We start from the raw sequence: 19,021 nt of genomic DNA on the forward strand, positions 1-19,021 counted from the left end.
GGGAGGGGAAAGGGGCTGCCGATGGTGGCCGGGCAGCCCCGGCGGGTCACTGGTAGACGCGCACGTAGTCGACGAGCATCCGGGCCGGGAACGGCGTGGTGGCATCCGTCGGACCGGGCCAGTCACCGCCCACCGCGAGGTTGAGGATCATGTAGGAGGGGTGGTCGAAGACCCACGGACCGCGGGTGCGTTCCACCGTCTCCTTGTCGAGGGTGAAGACGGTCCGCCCGTCCAGGCTGTAGACGATGCCCTTGCTGTTCCAGTCGGCGGCCCAGACGTGGAAGTCGTCGGAGAAGTCGGCGTCCTGGGGCAGCTTGTACGGGCCGCCGATCCCGCCGCCGCCGTTGTAGGCGGGCGCGTGGACGGTGGAGTACGAGGTCTTCACGTCCTTGCCGAGGACCTCCATGATGTCGACCTCGCCGTTGTACGGCCACGGCCGCCCGGTCAGGAAGTCGCCGCCCATCATCCAGAACGCCGGCCACAGCCCATTGCCCTTGGGGACCTTGATCCGGGCCTCGACGCGCCCGTACGTGAACTGGAAGGTGGCCCCGGTGTTCATCCTGGCGGAGGTGTACTGGCAGGTCGTACTGCCGGTCAGCGGGTCGGGCGGGCAGCCCTTGCCGGGCGTGGCCTCCTTGCGGGCCTCCATGACGAGGTGGCCCGCTCCGTCCATCGCGGCGTTCTGGTGGTCGGTGTAGTACTCCAGCTCGCCGTTCTGCCCGGTGCCCGGGTCCGCCCTCCACTTCGCCTGGTCGGGCTTGCCGGCCGCGGGGCCGTCGAACTCGTCGCTCCACACCAGCCTCGGCGGGTTCGCCGGGTCCGGCGGGAGCGGCGGGGGAGTCACCGGGGCGCCGCCGGTGCCGTACACCTGGAACTCCCACAGGGAGTATCCGTACGGGGTCGCGCGCTCGGTGCCGTACATCCGCACGTACCGTCCGGAGCCCGAGACGGTCAGGGTCTGCTTGAAGCCCGTGCCCGCCGTCGTGGAGTAGACGGACGTCCACGTGTTCCCGTCCGGGGAGACCTGGATCTGGAAGGACTTGGCGTACGCCGGATCCCACTGGAGGGCCACCTTGTGGATCTGCGCGGGCGCGCCGAGGTCCACGGAGATCCAGCCGGGATCCGTCCAGCCGGTGGTCGGGCTGGTCGCCCAACGGGAGGCGGGATCACGGTCGAAGGCCCTGGCGGGCGTGCACTCCCAGCAGTTCCCGTCGGCCTGCGCGGAGGATGCCGCGCCCGTCCTGCCGTAGGAGAGGAGCGCGTCGCCGCCGCCGTCACCGCTGCCGGGGGTTCCGTAGACCTGGAACTCCCAGAGCGAGTAGCCGTATCCGGTGGCGCGCTGGGTTCCGTACATCCGCACGTAGCGGCCGGTTCCGGACACGGCCAGGTTCTGGGCGCCGCCGGCGCCGGAGGTCGTCCCGTAGACCGTGGTCCAGTTCGTGGCGTCGGCCGAGACCTGGATCTGGAGCGCCTTGGCGTAGGCGCCCTCCCAGTTGAGGGAGACCCTGCTGATGGCGGCGGTGGCCCCCAGGTCCACCTGGATCCACTGCGGGTCCGTGAAGGCGCTGGACCAGCGGGTGCCCTGGTTCCCGTCGACGGCGCTCGCGGGGGTGTAGCCGGGCTCGCTGCCGGACACGGTGACCGGCTTGCCCTGCGACAGGAGGGTTTCGGCGGCCCGGGCGGGGGAGGCGGGGAGGGTGCTGAAGGTGAGGAGGGTGAGCGCGACGGCGAGGAATAAGCCGAGGCGGCGCAGCGACGGAGGCACGGCGGCTCCTGAAGGCGAGGGGGGAAGAGTCGAGGGGGGAGGAAGTGATGGGGGAGGAAGTGATGGGGAGGAGACGGAAGGGCGGGGGATCCTGAGGGCGCCGGGGAGCGCTCCCTGAGGGGTGAGGATGGGGCGGCCCCTCAGAGCTGTCAAGGTGTCCCGTCATCGCGTGGAAATACCGGCGGCACCGGTTCGTTGCCTGATGGAGCGTTCTCTCAGTACCCGCACGCCCCACGGTGAACCGGCTGACCAGCGAGAAGCCCGCACAGTCGGCTCCCCGACCTGTGGCTGAAGGCAACACCCGCCAGGCCGCATACTGTTGACAGTCGATCAGGCGCCGGGCCACCATCTCCGGAGAACGCTCCCCCGCGGGCCGGCTGCCCGACCCGCAGGCGCCACCGAACGAACGGGCCGGAATGAGAAGACCCACGCTGGAAGTGGTCGCGGCCCGTGCGGGCGTGTCCAGATCGAGCGTTTCCCGTGTGGTCAACGGCGAGACCACGGTCGCGCCCGAGATCCGCGAGGTCGTCATGCGGGCCGTGCGCGAACTGGGCTACGTGCCCAACGCCGCCGCCCGCAACCTGGTCACCCGCCGCACCCACGCGGTGGCCGTGGTCGTCTCCGACCCTCCCCAGGGAGTGCTCTCCGACGACCCCCTCTTCTCCACCGTCGTGCGCGCCGTCAGCAGGGAGCTGGAGTCCGCCGGAAAACAGGTCGTGCTCATGCTCGCCGAATCCGACCGGAGCCGGTCCCGGGTCGAGGAGTACGTGGCCGGCGGGCACGTGGACGGCGTCATGCTCGTCGCCCTGCACGGCGCGGATCCGCTGCCCGCCGCGCTGGCCAGGACCGGCCTGCCGGTCGCCTCGTTCAACCGCACCTCCGCCCAGGACGTGCCGTACGTGGAACTGGACAACGCGGCCGGCGCCACGCTCGCCGTACGCCACCTCTTGGAGCGGGGCCGGCGCCGGATCGCCACCATCACCGGGCCCCTGGACCTCTTCGAGGCGCGCGAGCGTCTCGACGGCTACCGCGCCGCCCTGCGCGACACCGGCCGCCGGTCCATCGTGGCGCTGGGCGATTTCACCAGGGCCTCCGGGGCCGAGGCCATGCGGCAGCTGCTGGAGGACGACCCTGCGCTGGACGCGGTGTTCGCGGCGAACGACCTGATGGCGATCGGCGCCCTGCGCACCCTGCGACAGGCGGGCCGCCGGGTCCCCGAGGACGTGGCCGTCGTCGGCTTCGACGACATAGAGGCCGCCGCGTACACCGTCCCAGCCCTCACCTCCGTACGCAGCCCCATGGCCGACCAGGCCACGGCCACGGTGCGGCTGCTCCTGGGGCTGATCGAGGGGGGCTCCAGGGAACCGGTGGTCATGCCGAACGCGCTCGTGATCCGCGAATCGACCTGACCGCACGCTCCTCGCGGCCGCCCGGGGGGGCTTGGCCGTACGGTGCGCACGGCCGCACGGCGGGCTTGGCCGTTGCGGGTGCGCGTGGCCGGCGGCTCGCTTCAGGCGGCCGGGATCCGGACCCGTACGGACTTCCCGCACCCGTGGGCCACGACGGAGAGCCGGCCGCCCGTCTCGGCCGCCGAGAGCTGGACGATCAGCAGGCCGCGCCCGTGTTCGGCTTCCGGGTCCGCCGCCTCGGTGCGGAGGTGCGGCAGCCGGGGGAGCGCGGCCGCCCCGTCGGCCACCTCGAGCTCGAGCCAGCCTCCTCGGAGGGAGAGTCCGACGCGCATGAGGGCGGTGGCGGCGGCAGCGTGCAGGACGACGTTTGTGACGAGCTCGCTGACGGCGAGCAGCAGTACCTCGGCGATCTCGGCGGAGACCCGCCAGCCGTCGAGCGCGGCTCGGACGTGGGAGCGCAGGAGCGGAACGCTCGCCGCGTCGGGATCGGCTGTCCAGTGGGCGAAGCCGCAGGCGGGAGGACACGTGGAGGTGAGCATGGGGGACTCCCGTAGGGGAGGGGGAAGGGAGGGGCACGTGTGCGGCGCCCTCGTTCATGGCTCGTGTAACCAGGGGTGAACTCGCACCGCCGATGGTCTTGTGGTTCGCGGAGCCGTGTCGCTAAAGTCGTGATTACACGTGTAACACGTTAGTTCCGGCCGAGGGTCTCACGCAAGCATTTGGGACATGCGTTACGAATCCGTGCCCCTGACGTGCCTCGCCGTCCTCCGCTCCCTCCCCCGAAACCACGCAGAACTGGATGGGCCGCAATGACGCAATCGCCTCCCGCCGCACTCGACCTCGCCGATATGACATGGCCGCCTCCGCCCTATCGGACCCCCGACCCCGCGGTGACGGACGAGCACGGGATCCGGCGCCACGACGGGCTCACGTACGCGACCACGCCGGGCTTCCGCCCCCGGCTGCTCGACGTCCGGGTCCCGGCGGGGGAGGGTCCCTTCCCGGTCGTGATCTGGATCCACGGCGGTGGCTGGCTGGACGGCGACCGCCGCTATCCGCCGCCGACCGTCCCCGTGGAGCTGCTGCACGGATCGGTGCTGGGGGCGGGGCTCGCACTCGTCTCGATCGACTACCGGCACAGCCTGGAGGCGCCCTTCCCGGCCCAGTTGCACGATGTGAAGGCCGCGATCCGCTACGTCCGCAAGTTCGCCGCCGCCCTCGGCCTGGACGGTGACCGGATCGGCGTATGGGGTGAGTCCGCGGGCGGCCATCTGGCGGCCCTCGCAGGCCTGGTGGGCCCGGACAGTCCGGCCCTGGAGGGCACGCAGGGTGTAGGGAGCGGTGACACCGGAGTGCTGGCCGTCGTCGACTGGTACGGGGTGTCCGACCTGATCGCCCTCGCCGACCACCCCATGCCCGAGATGCCCGGCGGGCCGGACTTCCCCGACCCCTACGCGGCCCTCCTCGGCGGCACCGTAGCCGAGCGTCCGGCGCTGGCACGGACCGCGAGCCCGGTCACGCACGCCTGCCTGCCGGGGCTGCCGCCGTTCCTGCTGATCCACGGAACGCAGGACGGCCTGGTCCCGTACAGCCAGAGCGAACAGCTCGCCGAGGCCCTCACCCAGGCCGGGGGCGAGGTCACTCTGCGGCCGGTGGAGGGCGCCGACCACATCTTCCTGGGATCCCCGGACATCGAATCGATCGTCACGGAGAGCGTCACCTTCCTCGGCCGCCACCTGGGCGCGGGCGTCTGAATCAGCGACTGTGCTTCCTGTGCCGCCGGTCGCGGCACAGGAAGCCGCCGGCTCAGACGGAGAAGCCGGTGATCCTCCGCGGAGTCACCCGGACGATCAGCCGGAGGACGTCGTCAGCCTCGGCGATCGGGTCCTCGCCGAGGTACTTCTGCGAGAGCTCGCGCGGAAGGGATTTCTCCCGGTCCTCGATCAGTTCGGCCGTGCCGCGGATGTCCACGGAGTGGTACGGGTTCTCGGCGTCGTAGACGGTCAGGCTGACCCGCGGGTCCCGAGCGAGGTTCCGGGCCTTCTGCCGCCCCGCCGTGGTGGAGAACAGCACCGTGTCCCCGTCCCTTGCCATCCAGACCACCGAGGTGTGTGGCCCGCCGTCCTGGTCGAGCGTCGCGACGGTGGCGAAGTTCCTCCCGTCCAGAAGCTTGCGCGTCTCCTCGTTGAACGCCACGGACATGGCCTCCCCCTTCTGCCTGGCAACCCGGATGGTCACCGCTTGCGTAGAACAGACGCGAGGGCCGGGTACTTCCCGACGCAGGGTCACATGGCAGAAAACCAGGGGCTGTTTCCTTGACGAGCTAGGGACGCCATTCCTGGCGGTGGGGGTCGGTCAGTCGGACGAGGCGATCTCCGTTGGACCGTAGAGGGCCGAGGACTCCCCGGTGATGAAGGACCAGTAACGGTCTCCGAAGGACCAGTGCCACCACTCCGTGGGGTAGTTCACCAGCCCCGCGGCCGTGAGGGCGGCGCCCAGCAGCTTCCGGTTGGCGCGAGTCTCCTCGCTGATGCCGGCGGCATCGGTGTAGCAGACGCCTGTGCTCTCCTCCGGGTCCGCGTTCATCCGTGTGCCGAGGTCCAGCTCGCGACCGTCGGCATCGGCCAGGGTGAGGTCGACGGCCGCGCCGGCGCAGTGCGGAGCGATGTCGGGCGGTGACACGTACCGGCTGGCCGCCGAGTCGATCTGCTCGGTGGACCAATCCGGGTGGATGGCTCGCAGCTGACCGGCGTACTCCTCGAAGTACTCGCGCTGGAGGGAAGGGGGCCGGTACCCCTCGACGAACAGCAGCCGCAAGCCTTGCGGAAGCGTCGCCTGGGCCTTGAGCAGCCGCTCCAAAACGCCTTCCCGCAGGTACGCGAAGGCGTCTGCCGGGTCCTGCTTGCGCACGTCGACCAGCAACGAGCCGCAACGGCGGACATCCACAAGATGTTCACCGCACTCGGCAACAGGTATGGCGGCGACCTCGGGTCCGACATCAACACGATCTCAGTCATGACGTGATCATTCCGCATGGCGCAATCCGGCGAACGTTCCCGGTCAATGCATTGGCCGGGGCCGGGCTGGGTGGTGGTGCCGTGTCGGTGAGGAGGGCATCGCGTCAACACGGTGCCGGTTGGTCATCCCTCGGGCCGATATCGATTCGGCCCGGGCCGCAGTTGGCCCGGAGTGCGATCGGTCGCGTGCGCGCGTGCGCTCCGGATCATGGCGGCTGCCAGCATGCCGGTGCGGGCGACGGAACCAAGCCAGCCGTCGCGTAGGCAGATAGGTGGGAACGTGACTGCTCAGGCGGTGGACGGAGCGACCCGGGTGCTCCCCTCGAGGCAACGCCCGCAGGACGCCGGAGAGGCTCCGCCGGACCCGGGCAGGTCCGAGCAGAGCGACGGCGCGGCCTCGACCGACCGGACCGACATCGCGGAACCCACCGACCGCGCGGATCAAACCGCCCGCACCGACGCCGAACTCCTGCTGGCCGCCTCCGTGCTGCTGGCCGACGCCGCTCTCACGGCGAAGCAGGCGGGTGCCGAGCTGGCGGGTGCGCTCAGCAGCTGGCGGCTCGGGCTGGAGGCATTGCGGCGTCCCGGCTGGGCCCTCGGTACGGCTGTGTCGTGCGCCCGGGCGCTGACCAGCCCTTCGGGGCTCGGCTTCGGCGCCAACGGCGGACTGGGCGGGGAACTGGCCCGGATCGCGGGGAGCATGACGTACCGGCGTCCGGCCGCCGTGGCCATGGCCGTGGACGCCTTCGCCCTGCGGATCAGGGCGATCGCCTCGGACCACCCCAACCTGGACTCGCCCCTCGCCAGGCGGCTGACCGAAGCCGTGGTGGCCGGGAACCGGCTGGAGGCGCTGCGCGCCATGTACGCGCTCGTCGAGCACCTCGGGGTCACCCGCGCCCTCACCACGGTGAGCCCCGTGATCATGGAAATGCTGGCACTGCTGGGCCTGCTCGACGAGAATCCCGTCAACGACGGCTTCTCCTGGGTGACGCTCGCAGGCGGAGTGCCGACCACCGATCCGTTCCTCGGGCTGCCGAGCACCCTGCTGAAATACCTCAACCCCGGCCCCGGTAGGGCCGAGCGGGCGGACGCCGACTCCATCCTGGCCAAGGTGCTGGCCACGTCCGGCAACGACATCGTCAGCTACGTCAACGACATCGGCGCCCTCGGGAACCACGGGCTGGTGCTGCTGCGCCGCGTCGAATGCGCCGACGGCGCCGTCCGGTACGTCCTGCTGCTGCCCGGAACGAGCTTCGGCCTGCTGAGCAACAGCACCCCGCAGGACCTGGTGGGAGCGTTCGACGGGCTGCTGCGCACCGATACGACGTACACCCGCGCCGCACGCAAGGTACTGCTGCGGGCCGGGGTGCCGGCCGGGTCGGAGCTCATGCTCGTCGGTCACAGCCTGGGCGGGCTGACCGCGATGAACCTCGCGGCCGATGTGGAGGTGTCCTCCCGCTACCGGGTCACGCACGTCATCACGCTGGGCTCGCCCATCGACGGCAAACGGCCCGCCGACCACACCACCCGGGTGATCAGCCTGGTCAACAACCACGACGTGATCCCGATGCTCGACGGCCGCGGCCCCGCCTCGCCCAACGACATCCCCGACAGCTGGGTCGAACTGGCCTGGCTGGACGAGTCGTACGACTACCCGCTGTCGCACGCTCCACAGGCCTACTCGGACACCTTGCGGGGTCCCATGGCGCACCACCGGGAGAAGGTCAACGGGCTGATCGGCGCCTACGACGGCCGGATCGCCGGCAACCAGCCCTACATGCTGCGCGACAAGTGACCACGGGAGAGCCTGAGATGACCCCTGACCACGGCGACGGGACGTCCACGACGACGTCGACGACGACGTCCACGACGACGTCGACCGCGACGACGATGCCCGCACCGCGACTCCCCGAGACCGCCTGGGCCCTGGAGAACGCCGTGTTCAGCGCGGCCATGGTCGCCCAGCGGCTGCCGTGGACCGACGCCGCGGCCCGTGTGCTCGGCCTGGACGCGCTGACCCGCGAAGGAGTGACGCGCTCCCTGCTGGAACACCTGCGGCGGACCCGCTCCGGGCGCCCGGTCCGTGTGTGCACGCCCTTCGGGAACTTCCTCGTACCGCTGACCCCCGCGGTGTCCGAGGCGCTCCTCGTCCGGGCCGACGGTGAGGGGGCGCTGGAGGCCGCCGAGGGGCTGACCGCCGGCGGGCACCGGTACGGGCTCTCCCCGCACACGGAGTTGGCCTGGGAGGTCATCGCGCCGGGAGACGAGCTGTCCGCCCGCGTGGCCCGGGACGTGGACGAGGCCGTCGCGGGCCGGAGGGGGGACGGCACCCTGGAGTGGCAGGCCTGGTACGAGGTGATGACACGCTTGGGCCGGTGCCTGGTGGCGGGCGAAGCGGCCGCCGAGGACACCCTGCTGAGCGAGATCGTCTCCCGGGCCGCGGCCGCCGGGAGCCGCAGCGCCCGCGAGGACCTGACGGCCTCCCTGGGGCGCCGGACGGCCCGCTATCTGGAGCGCCCCGACCCCGCCTCCCTGATCGGCCGGCTGGCCGCGGCGGGTACCTGCCCCGACACCGTGGTCGCGGCGGCCGCCCATGTGCTCGCCCTCGTTTCCGAGGCCGCCACCACCACGGTCCTGCAAGCCCTGGCCCTGCACACGCTGGAGCCGCAGGCCGCCCCGGAAGCGGCCGTGGCCCGGGCGTTGCGCCACTATCCGCCGGTGGCCGCCACCGTCCACCGGGTACGGACGCCGTTCGTCTGGGAGGGTCTCGCGATCGGCGCGGGTACGGAGATCCTGTGCGCGCCCGGCTGGCTCTCGCCTCCGAAGGACGGCGCCGCCGGCCCGGGCATCTGGCCGTCGGCGCTGTGCGGAGCGCCCGGCGCGTGCGCGGCGACCCGGTTCGCGGTGCTGGTCGCCGAGGAACTCGTACGCGGGATCCACGCGGTGGCCCGGCCCTTCGTGGTCCACCCGGGGCTGACCGCGGGTCGGCTGCCCGGCACGCTCGACCCGCGCGCGATGCTCTTGGCGCTAGCGGAACCCTCCGGCGGCCCCGGCGACGGGCGGGTGACGGTCGGCAGCCCGGCGGCCGTACCGGTACCGGTACGCGGTTGCACGCCAGCGTCGTACGGGGCCCTCGCGCGGGCCAGCGCGGAGCGGCTGTCGGCGCACGCGCGGAGCCTCGCGGCCTGCGCCGAAGCCGACGGCTGGGACCGGGACGAGGCGGGGGAGAAGTTCCGCATGGTCCTGCTGGACCACGCGCAGCGGTGCGACCACGCGGCCGACGGCGTACGGAGGGCGGCGCACCGGCTGGCGGACTGAGGAGTGAACGGCCCTGCCGTCCCGGTCGGCTCCCGGGACGGCAGGGGGCTACCAGAAGGGCGTCGCACGCCTGCGGCGTTCCCTGTCCACCAGGGACTGCACCGCGTCCTGGGCCTCGCCGCACAGCCGGCGGGCCGCGGCCGACCGGGCGGCGAAGGACTCGGGCCGGGGCGGCGCCGGGATCGGCTCGCCCACGGTGATGAGCCACTTCGAGGGCAGCGGGAAGAGCGTGGTGAGCGGGAAGTAGGGGAGGTCGAACAGGCGGGCCAGGGCCGGGACCTCACCGACCTTGGGACAGGCCTCCTCGGCTCCGATGACGGACACCGGAATGACGGGCGCTCCGGCCTGGACGGCGGTCACGGCGAACCCGGGGCTGAAGGGGCGCAACCGGTAGCGCTCACGGAAGGGCTTCTCCAGGCCGGAGGTTCCCTCGGGGAACACCCCCACGAGTTCCCCGGCGGTCAGGTGTTCCAGTCCGAGCGTCGGATCGAGAGGAATGGCTCCCACTCTCCGGGCGTACGAACCGATGACTGGAAATCGAAAAGTCAGCGATGCGGCCGGAATGCGCAATGGTCGGTTCAGATTGCGGGCAAGCGCTTTGACGAGTACGAACGCGTCGAGTCCCCAGGCCCCCGAATGGTTGGCCACGATCACGGCGGGCCCCTCCGTCGGGATATTCTCCCATCCCGTGATGTCGAGCCGGAAATAGTCGTCCATCAGCCAGTCGAGAAGCCGGTCCCAGGCGCCTCCTCCCGCCTCTTCGAGCCGTTCCTTCACGTACCTGAGTTCGGCGGCGCCCGCCTCGATCACATCATTTACGCTTTCCGACACGAGTATTCTCCTTTACTCCTGGGTCATTGGCGCCACCCTGGCGCAAAGGCCGCACTACCGCAAATGAGAGATGCCATGACGACTTCCGCAACCGAATCCACGATCAACATGATCAGCGAAATCCTCATCGAAATGTTCGAATTTCCCGCCGAGGAGGTCCAGGGCCACACCCGGATGCAGGATCTGCTGACCGACTCGCTCATGGTGGTGGAGATGGCGATCGTCCTTCACGAGCGGCTGGGCCTCAAGGTCGACGAGGAAGAACTCCGCGCCTTGACCCTCGCCGAGTTCGCCGGAGCCCTCGACGCGCGCCGTACCGCTCTCTGACAGGACAGGACAGGACAGGACAGGACAGGACGGGACAGGGCAGGGCAGGACACGGGCCGGTCCTCCGGCCGGTCCTCCGGCCGACCGGAGGACCGGCCGGCCGGAGGCGGCTCCGGCGGTTCCTAGCGGGCGCCCGCCGAGGCGTGGGCCGGCGGGGCGGAAGCCCCGGCCGCCGCCTCGGAGGAGGCGTGCACGGTGTCGAGCTGGGCCTCCATGTCGTCGAGGGCGCCGCGCACCGCCGCGATCCGCAGGAGGAGCTCGTCGGCGGCGTCCGGCGCCGTCTGCTTCGCCGCGAGCAGGGCCCGCTGCTCCACCCGCTCGGCTTCTTCCTCCATCTCCCGAGCCTCCTCGAGGGCGTTGAGGACCACACCGATCAGGACGTTGACCAGTACGAAGGAGCCGAAGAGCACGTAGGAGGCGTAGAAGAGGATGCTGAGCGGCGAGATGGCCAGCCCCGCGTGGACGGCGTCCCCGAGCCCTTCGAGCGTCATCAGCAGGAACAGGGTCAGCCCGGCCCGGCCGATGGACCCGTAGTGCTGGGGGTCGTGACCGGCGAAGCAGATCCAGCCGATCATGGCGTACACGTAGACGATCAGCGCGCCCACGAACAGGAAGCTCACGGTGCCGGGCAGGCTGCGGGCCACCGCGACCAGAAGGATTCGCAGCTGGGGCATGAAGCGGGCGGTCCGCAGGACCCGCGCCAGTCGCAGCAGCCGCAGGAGTGTGGTGTTCTCCCGGAGGAACGGGATGAAGGCCGAGGAGACGACCAGCAGGTCGAAGACGTTCCACGGGTCCCGGAAGAAAGCTTTCGGCCGGTCGGCGTGCGCGCCCAGGCGGATCAGCATCTCCAGGGTGAAGGCGATCACGCAGAAGCGCTCGGTCACCGAAAGGAGGCTGCTGTACTCGGCGGAGAGGCCGCTGTACGTCTCGGCTCCCAGGAGCGCGGCGTTGAAGAGGATCACCGCGAAAACGGTGAGCGAGAACGCGGGCGCCTCACACACGTCACGGCAAGGTGCGGCAATCCTTCCACGCCAAGTGTCCACCGCGGTCGGGTCGGTCATCGTGCTCCCTCGTACGGGCCACCGGCTGCCCCGGCCCGCACGCGCCGGCTGCGCCGCGACGGAAGACGAGGCAGCCGAGGCGATCTTCATGTTCCGGGTCGTGTAACGCCGGAAGGGCGAATTCGAGACGCCCTGAAGCGCGGCATCGCCCGATCGGGGACCCCGCACACCCCCCACGGCCCGCGGCGCGGCGGCAGGATGGGCCCATGACGAGTCGTGACGGTGGGACCGGACAGGCATGGGCCGCGCTGGGCGGCACCGGGGAACTGGCGGGCCGGGTCGGCTACCAGGGGGCGGCCGGCGGGCTGGGGGACGGGCCGTTGCCCGTAAGGGAACTCGCGCGGGCCACGGTGGGCGTGTGCGCGCTCGCCGCGGCGGAACTGGCCGCCGTACGGGCCGGGGGCGGTGCGGACGACGTGGCTCCGCTCATGGTCGACGAAGGGGCCGTGGCCTCGGCGTTCGTCAGCGAGCGGCACCTGTTGGTGGACGGCCGGGCGCCGGTGACGTTCGCGCCGTTGTCCGGCTTCTGGCGGGCCTCCGACGGGTGGGTGCGCACCCATGCCAACTATCCCCACCACGAGGCCGCGTTGGTACGGGTCCTGGCGGCCGGGACCCGGGAAGGCGTGGCCTGGGCGATCGCCCGGCGCCCGGCGGTGGACATCCAGGAGGAGGTCTACGCGGCCGGCGGTCTGGCCGTGGCCGTGACGGAGGAGTACGGCGCGCCGCAACCGCTCGTGGAACGGACGGAGTCGGGGGTGCGCGGGCGGGCCCTCGGGGCGACCGGGGCGGGCCCCGGGCTGCCGATGGCCGGGGTGCGGGTGCTCGACCTGACCCGGGTCATCGCGGGACCGGTGGCCACCAGGACGCTCGGACTGCTCGGCGCGGACGTCCTGCGGATCGACTCCCCGGCGCACCCGGAGTCGGACGACGCGTACGCGGACACCGGCTTCGGGAAGCGGTCCGCCCTCCTCGACCTGGGCGCGGCCGACGACCGGGCGGTGTTCGACGGGCTGCTGGCCGGGGCCGACGTGGTGGTGACGGGGTACCGGCCGGGAGCGCTGGAGCGGTACGGACTGGGAGCCGAGGAACTGCTGGCGCGGCGGCCGGGGCTGGTGGTGGCCGAGCTGTGCGCGTGGGGATGGCGGGGCCCCTGGGCGGGGCGCAGGGGCTTCGACTCGCTCGTGCAGGCGGGGTACGGGATCTCCGCGGTGTGCGGGGAGGGGCGCGGCCCGGGGGTGCTGCCGGCGCAGGCGCTGGACCACGGCACGGGCTACCTGATGGCCGCCGGCGTGCTGCGGGCACTCGCCGAGGGCGGCGGGCAGGCGCTGCGGTTCTCCCTGGCGGGGACGGCGTCGTGGCTGGTCCGAGAGGTCCCCGGGGCCGGCGCCGCCGTGCCGGGGTACGTATCGGAGCCGTGGCTGCGGGAGACCGGATCGGGGTACGGGACGCTGCGGTACGCGGCCTCGCCGCTCGGGGGCCGCGCGTGGGAGCGGGGCCCCTCCCGCTGGGGGACGGACCGGCCGGCCTGGCTCTGAACGGGGCGGGTACAGGGGCAGGGGCCCGGGAAGTCCGCCGCCCGGCCGGGCCGGGGCCGGCCGGGCGCGCCGAAGGCGGGGCCTTGGCCGGGGTGTCGGCCGGGGCCCCGCCGGGTGGTGCCGGCCGCCCCCGGGGTGTGGAGGCGGCGGCATCGGGCCTGGTGGACCGGGTCAGGAGGTCCGGAGGCGGATCAGCGGATCAGAGGAGCGGACTAGAAGTAGACGTTCCAGGTGACGCCGACCGACGAGGACTTGCCCGCGGCGTCGGTCACGGTCAGGGTGCTGGTGCCGAAGCCCCAGGTGCTGGGGGAGCCGGTGATGACGCCGGTGGCCGCGTTGATGCTCAGGCCGGCGGGCAGGCCCGTGGCCTTGAAGGCGTACGGCTGGGTGCCGCCGGTGGCCTGGAGGGCGAGGGTGACGGGCTTGCCGATGTAGGCGATCTGGTTGCCCGGGCTCTTGAGGACGGGGCTCGTGCCGGTGACGGTGCTGACGGTCCAGGAGAAGGCGGCGGACGCGGTCTTGCCCGCGTTGTCGGTGGCCGTGACGGTCACGTTGGATGTCCCGGCCGTGGTGGCGGTACCCGTGATGGTCCCGGTCGTGGAGCCGATGCTCAGGCCGGCGGGCAGGCCCGTCGCGGACCAGGCGTAGGGCGCGGTGCCACCGGCGGCCTTGACGGTGAGGTTGGCGGCGGCGCCGACGGTGGAGCTCTGGCCGCCGGGGTTGGTCACGGACAGGGCCGTACCCGCGGTGGTGATCGTCCAGGAGAAGCCGGTCGAACCGGTCTTGCCTGCGTTGTCGGTGGCGGTGACGGTCACGTTGGAGGTTCCGGCCGAGGTGGGGGTACCGGTGATGGTGCCGGTCGCGGAGGCGATGGCCAGGCCGGCGGGCAGGCCCGTGGCGGACCAGGTGTAGGGGGCCGTGCCGCCCTCGGCGCTGTTCTTCAGCTCGGCTATCCGGGCGCCGATGACGCCGCTTTGGGCCGAGACGGCGGAGACGGTGACGTTGCCGGGCTGCGGGGTGGAGGTGACCAGGGCCAGCTTGAAGGTGGTCAGGGCCTCGATCACGGGCTGGAAGATGGTGAACTTCTCACCGCTGCCCGAGGTGCAGGTGGCGCTGCCGCCGCCGGAGTGGAGGCCGGCCGCCTTGCCGCCGGTCGCCGTGACGTACGAACCGCCCGAGTCGCCGCCCGCGGAGCAGGCGTTGGAGTACGACAGGCCGTTGATCGTGACGTTGCCGTAGTCCACGGTCTGGTCGACCTTGGTGACCTCCCCGCACCGCATGCCGGTGGTCTGCCCGGAGCGGCAGATCGCGGTGCCGACCACGGCGTCGGCCGAGCCGGTGACGGTGACGGCGGCGTGGGACGCGTCGCCCGCGACGGTGGGAGCGAGGTTCCACCCCGACTGGTCCACGTCGACGAGGCCGAAGTCGCCGGCGGGGCCGTTGACGCTGCTCTGGCCGTCCTTGTTGGACGTACCCATGCGGGTGCCGTCCTTGCCGTAGGACGGCTGGTTGACGTCGTTGGTGCAGTGGCCGGCCGTCAGGAACGTCTTGCTGCCTCCGGTGACCCGGGTGGCGGAGAATCCGATGGAACACGGGCTCTCGCTGCCCGGTACCCACTTCTCGCCGCCGGTCACGTCCGCCTGCTGCCGCGGGCTGTCGGAGGTCTCGGTGACGTGGACGATCCCGCCCAGGGCGGCGACGCGGGCCACGAAGGCGTCGGTGGAGGCTTCGCGCGCCGTCCGGTTCACCGTGATGTCGATCCGGTTGTTGCGGACGTCGGGACCCCACGCCACCACGCCCGGCACCCCGGCGCCGACTTCGCGCGAGACGGTCCGGGCGGTGGCGGCCAGTTCGGCCGGGCTGTACCGGGCCTGCCGGGCCACGGCGCCCGCGTCCCGTACCAGCGCCGCGTCCGCGGCGCCGGAGACCGCCGCGGTCAGCCGCCCGGTGGAGGCGTCGAACCACATGCCCGCCACCCGGTCGCCGACCCGGCCCCGGATGAGGGTGGCCGCCCGGCCGGCCGCCGCTTCGTCGGCGACCCGCTCGCGCACCTGGTCGGCGGAGAGGCGGAAATCGCGCTGCATGGCCTGGAGGAGCTGCGGGGACACGGACGGTCCGGGCTGCGCGGTGGCGGTGGCGTGGGCGGGCAGGGCGCCGAGGCCGCCGAGCGCCACGGCGGCCGAGACCGAGGCCGCGGCGACGGAGGCCCAAGTGGACCTGTTTCGCAGATTTCGCACGGAAATCCCTTCATGGAGGGCTGTACCGGAGGGGTAGGCCGGTACGCAGGCACGACCCGTGGGGGAGCACGGGGGCTCTTCTCGTCCCCCGTAGCCCCGCATTCGGCGAGCCGCGGATACGGGCTCCGGGGTGGCCAACAGACTGATCCCGGCCCGGTGTCGGGAGCATCGGAGGAATCCCTTGCTGCCCGCGGGGGCTCCCGGTCGCACCGCCACTGGTCTCCGGCACCGCCACCGGCCCCTCGCAGGCCCGCCCGTGAGCCCGTGCGCCCATGGGCCTATGCGCCCACCCGCCCGCGCCCGCGCCCGCGTCCCCGCCCGCGCCCGCGCTCTCGCCCCAGCCCACCCGCCGGGCGACCCGGCGGCCGAGCCCGCGGGCACCCGGCTACCCCGCGACGGCGCCGGCGCGGGGTACGGCGAGCCGTCCGGGCCGCGTCCCCCGCTCCTCCCGTGGAGGGCCGCGGTGCTCCAGGTCTGCCACCCCGCACCAGGAGCGCGGGCGGCCCGCCGTCGCACCACCATCGCCGGGAGCAACTCCCCTTGGCATCAGGGGAAACCCTTGATCCCCCCGCCCGGCGGCCCCGGCCGTTGTCAGGCCAACCGGCGCCGCCTACGGTGCCTCCTCGTGAGGCCAGACAAGGACTTCGACAGCGCCCCGGCACTCGCGGGGGGCCGGCATGCGGCATCGGGTGCGGCGGCCCACGCCCTCCGCGTACTGATGCGCGAGGGGAGGGTGGCCCTCGCCGGTCCCTGGGGCGCGGGCAAGACCACCGCCCTGGAGGAGGTCCTGCGCGCCCTGTCCGCGGAGCCCCTGTCCACCGAGCCCCCGTCCACGGAGCCCCCGCGCAGGGTGCTGCGGGTGACCACCGTCGAAGAGGACCGCGGGCACGTCTTCGGCGCGCTCGCGCAGATGCTGTCCCACTGCGGTGCGGCCGAATTCGCGCAGCTCTCCACCCGGCAGCAGGAGGTCGTCGACCGGCTCCTGCACCGCGGCGCCGACGAACCCCTCGCCGCGTCCGAGCAGTTGCCCGCCCGGCTCGCGGTGACCGCGCTGCTCGCGGCCGGCCTGTGGATCCTGGCCGTGGACGGCTCCCAATGGCTCGACCCGGCCAGCGCCGACGTCCTCGGCTACGCCCTGCGCACCCTCCCCGCCCCCGGGCTCGCGGCGATCGTCACCGAACGCGTGCAAGGGCGGGCGCAGGCTGCCGCCCGGCTGCTCGGCGGGCACCCCGCCCAGGTCGACGTACTCCCGCTCGACGCCGAGGAGACGGCCGCGCTGCTCGACGCGCACGCACTGCCCACCCGTTGGGCGGGCCCCCTGCAGAGCCACTGCGGCGGACACCGGCTGCTGACGTCCGTGACCTGTACGGAACTCGCACGGCTGCCCGCGGCGCAGCGCCGCCGGCCCGCCCTGCCCGAGCAGACGGTCGACGCGGCTGAGGCCTGGCTGCGCGCCACCCTCGGCGAACCCGCCCGCCACACCCTCATGCTGGCCGCCCTCACGAGCCACCCCGCCCTGCCGCTGCTCCTGCGGGCGGGCCGCTCCGACGCCGAGGAGCACCTGGCCCGGGCCCAGGCCGCCGGAGTGCTGCGCGTGGACCCCGCCAGCGCCGTCCACTTCACGGCGGCGGCCCTGGCCCGGGCAGCCGCCCGCTCCGAGGGCCGGCCCGGGAGGGCGGCGGCCCACCTGACGCTCGCCCGGGCCGTCGGAGACCCGGTCCACGAGGTCCGCCACCGGGCCCTGGCCGCGGACCTGCCCGACCAGGGGCTCGCCGAGGACACCGAGTCCGCCGCGGCCACCGCCCGGGAGGCCGGCGAGCGGGCCCTGGCCGCCGAGCTGTTCCTCCTCGCCGCCGAGATCACCCCGCCGGCCCGGTCCGCCGTGCTCATCCGCAGGCTCTCGTACGCGGCCCAGGAAGCCGCCTGCGCGGGCTCCGTCGACATCGCCCGGCAGGCAGCCGACGCCCTGACCGCCAGCCGGGCCGAGCCCGCCGACCAGGTCACCGCGCTGCTCGCCGTCGTCGACGCACACGGCCAGGCCATCTCCGACCTGGAACCGCTGCTGGCCCGGTGCCGGGAACTCGCGACGGGCCACCCCGGTCTGCTCGCCGCCGTCGAGCTCCGCGCGGCCATCGCCGCCAACATCGCCCACCACGCCCCCGACCGGGCCCTGCGCGCGGCCGGCCGGGCCGCCGAACTCGCCGCCGCCGGCGGCCACCGGCCCCTGCAGGCCGCCGCCCTGACGATGCGCGCCCGGATGGAACGGGTCCTCGGTGCCCCCGACGCGCCGCGCACCCTTGCCGAGGCCCTCGCCCTCGGAGTCCCGGCCCAGCACTCCGGCATCCGCAACAGCGCCCAGTACCTCGCCGCCCGGCATGCCGTCTTCGACGACCGCCTAGCGGAAGCGCGCGAACGGCTCCTGGAACTCCTCGCCCTCGCCGAGCACGAGGGGGAGGCCGAGGACCTGGTCGACATCTGGCGCAGCCTCGCCGAGGTCGACACCCGCCTCGGTGCCTGCGCCCCCGCGCTCGCCTGGGCGGACCAGGCGGTACGGCGGTCCACCGCGGCCGGCCTCTCGATGGGACCCGCCTGGTACACCGCGGCGCTGACGCAGAGCGCCGCCGGATCGTTCGCCGCCGCCCTGCGCACCGCGGCCTGCGGCGCCCGTGCCTCGCAGGAGGAGGGCGACGGCCTGTACGTCTCGCGCAACCTCTGGGTCCTGGGCGCCGTGCAGCTCCACACCGGGGAGGTGGCCGGGGCCGTGGCCTCGCTGACGGCCGTGGCCGAGGCGCAGCGGCACGTCCCGACGGCCGACCCCGGGATGTTCCGCTGGCAGCCGGACGCCGTGGAGGCCTTCACCTGTGCGGGCCGGCTGGACCTGGCCCGGGAGCTGCTGGAGCGCGTACGGCCCGTCGCGGGTCCGCCCGGCGCCGACTCGGGACCCGGGTCGGCGCTGGACCGGGCCCGCGGGATCCTGCTGGCCCGTACCGGGGCCGGGGAGGAGGCGAGCGGTGTGCTCCACGGGGCCGCGGCCGCCTTCGGTCGCATGGGCCTGCCGCTGGAGCAGGGCCGTACGCTCCTCGCCCTGGGCCGGGTGGAACGGGCCCGTCGGCGCCAGGCCGCCGCCCGCTCGGCCTGGGAGGCGGCCCGGGCGGTCTTCGAGGAGACCGGCGCCCGCCCCTGGCAGGAACTCACCCGGGAGCTCCTCGAACGCGCGGGCGGGCCGGCTTCGGCCGCGGGCCCGGCCCCGGGCCCCGGCCGGCTGACCGAATCCGAGGCACGCCTGGCGGACCTCATCTGCCAGGGGGCCACCAATCAGCAGGCGGCCCAGCACATGTTCATCTCGGTCAAGACCGTCGAGGGCATGCTGAGCCGCGTCTACCGCAAGCTGGGGGTCCGCTCGCGCACCCAGCTCGCGGCGGCCCGCGCCGCTGCCGTTCCGGGCCCGGACGTACGGACGCCCCCCGGGTGACCTCGGGTCACTCGGGGGGCGTTCGCCGCATCGGGTACTGCGGGGCTCC

The 19,021-nt window shown here is 73.2% G+C and carries 14 protein-coding genes and 1 pseudogene; 8 read left to right on the forward strand and 7 right to left on the reverse strand.

Annotated elements, in window-relative coordinates; all coding sequences use genetic code 11:
- Positions 1-46 precede the first annotated feature (46 nt).
- Entirely contained in the window at positions 47-1,765 is a 1,719-nt protein-coding gene (locus OTB20_RS04215; RefSeq protein ID WP_267815238.1) for a discoidin domain-containing protein, read from the reverse strand.
- Positions 1,766-2,181: 416 nt separating this feature from the next.
- On the opposite strand from OTB20_RS04215, the gene OTB20_RS04220 reads away from it, so the two are divergent.
- Positions 2,182-3,174 (forward strand): LacI family DNA-binding transcriptional regulator, encoded by a 993-nt coding sequence (locus OTB20_RS04220; RefSeq protein ID WP_267815239.1) that lies wholly within the window; start codon positions 2,182-2,184, stop codon positions 3,172-3,174.
- A gap of 101 nt (positions 3,175-3,275) precedes the next feature.
- Here OTB20_RS04220 and OTB20_RS04225 read toward each other — a convergent pair whose 3' ends face one another.
- Complete coding sequence (locus OTB20_RS04225) at positions 3,276-3,713, reverse strand: ATP-binding protein (RefSeq protein WP_267815240.1); 438 nt, start codon at positions 3,711-3,713, stop codon at positions 3,276-3,278.
- A 270-nt stretch (positions 3,714-3,983) separates the two neighbouring features.
- Here OTB20_RS04225 and OTB20_RS04230 point away from each other — a divergent pair, with 270 nt between their 5' ends.
- The gene (locus tag OTB20_RS04230; RefSeq protein ID WP_267815241.1) at positions 3,984-4,928 is read left to right on the forward strand and encodes an alpha/beta hydrolase; all 945 of its coding nucleotides are present in this window, start codon (positions 3,984-3,986) and stop codon (positions 4,926-4,928) included.
- Positions 4,929-4,980: 52 nt separating this feature from the next.
- Here OTB20_RS04230 and OTB20_RS04235 read toward each other — a convergent pair whose 3' ends face one another.
- Positions 4,981-5,376 carry a PPOX class F420-dependent oxidoreductase gene (locus tag OTB20_RS04235; protein WP_267815242.1) on the reverse strand — a complete coding sequence of 132 codons (396 nt, stop codon included), beginning with the start codon at positions 5,374-5,376 and terminating at the stop codon, positions 4,981-4,983.
- A gap of 153 nt (positions 5,377-5,529) precedes the next feature.
- Positions 5,530-6,191 (reverse strand): annotated as a pseudogene (locus tag OTB20_RS04240) (M15 family metallopeptidase).
- Between the two features lie 280 nt (positions 6,192-6,471).
- On the opposite strand from OTB20_RS04240, the gene OTB20_RS04245 reads away from it, so the two are divergent.
- Positions 6,472-7,986, forward strand: coding sequence for a lipase family protein (locus OTB20_RS04245; protein ID WP_267815243.1), 1,515 nt, complete (start codon positions 6,472-6,474; stop codon positions 7,984-7,986).
- 17 nt (positions 7,987-8,003) lie between these two features.
- Complete coding sequence (locus tag OTB20_RS04250) at positions 8,004-9,509, forward strand: hypothetical protein (RefSeq protein WP_267815244.1); 1,506 nt, start codon at positions 8,004-8,006, stop codon at positions 9,507-9,509.
- 48 nt (positions 9,510-9,557) lie between these two features.
- Here OTB20_RS04250 and OTB20_RS04255 read toward each other — a convergent pair whose 3' ends face one another.
- A complete protein-coding gene (locus OTB20_RS04255) occupies positions 9,558-10,340 on the reverse strand; it encodes a lysophospholipid acyltransferase family protein (protein WP_267815245.1) in 783 nt (260 codons plus the stop codon).
- Between the two features lie 75 nt (positions 10,341-10,415).
- Here OTB20_RS04255 and OTB20_RS04260 point away from each other — a divergent pair, with 75 nt between their 5' ends.
- Positions 10,416-10,667 carry an acyl carrier protein gene (locus OTB20_RS04260; protein WP_267815246.1) on the forward strand — a complete coding sequence of 84 codons (252 nt, stop codon included), beginning with the start codon at positions 10,416-10,418 and terminating at the stop codon, positions 10,665-10,667.
- Between the two features lie 122 nt (positions 10,668-10,789).
- Here OTB20_RS04260 and OTB20_RS04265 read toward each other — a convergent pair whose 3' ends face one another.
- Positions 10,790-11,728, reverse strand: a complete 939-nt coding sequence (locus tag OTB20_RS04265; RefSeq protein ID WP_267815247.1) for an ion transporter — start codon at positions 11,726-11,728, stop codon at positions 10,790-10,792.
- Between OTB20_RS04265 and OTB20_RS04270 the strand changes: the two genes are divergently transcribed.
- Both OTB20_RS04270 and OTB20_RS04275 read left to right on the forward strand, forming a co-directional pair.
- Complete coding sequence (locus OTB20_RS04270; protein WP_267815374.1) at positions 11,703-11,834, forward strand: hypothetical protein; 132 nt, start codon at positions 11,703-11,705, stop codon at positions 11,832-11,834. The genes OTB20_RS04265 and OTB20_RS04270 overlap by 26 nt on opposite strands.
- A gap of 100 nt (positions 11,835-11,934) precedes the next feature.
- Positions 11,935-13,263 (forward strand): CoA transferase, encoded by a 1,329-nt coding sequence (locus OTB20_RS04275; protein WP_267815248.1) that lies wholly within the window; start codon positions 11,935-11,937, stop codon positions 13,261-13,263.
- A gap of 212 nt (positions 13,264-13,475) precedes the next feature.
- On the opposite strand, the gene OTB20_RS04280 is transcribed toward OTB20_RS04275, so the two are convergent.
- Positions 13,476-15,500, reverse strand: coding sequence for a putative Ig domain-containing protein (locus OTB20_RS04280; protein WP_267815249.1), 2,025 nt, complete (start codon positions 15,498-15,500; stop codon positions 13,476-13,478).
- A 625-nt stretch (positions 15,501-16,125) separates the two neighbouring features.
- On the opposite strand from OTB20_RS04280, the gene OTB20_RS04285 reads away from it, so the two are divergent.
- On the forward strand, positions 16,126-18,972 hold the full coding sequence (locus tag OTB20_RS04285; protein ID WP_267815250.1) for a helix-turn-helix transcriptional regulator: 2,847 nt from the start codon (positions 16,126-16,128) through the stop codon (positions 18,970-18,972).
- The last annotated feature ends 49 nt before the right edge of the window (positions 18,973-19,021 follow it).

The sequence above is a fragment of the Streptomyces sp. H27-H1 genome (assembly GCF_026627445.1).
Lineage (GTDB): Bacteria > Actinomycetota > Actinomycetes > Streptomycetales > Streptomycetaceae > Streptomyces.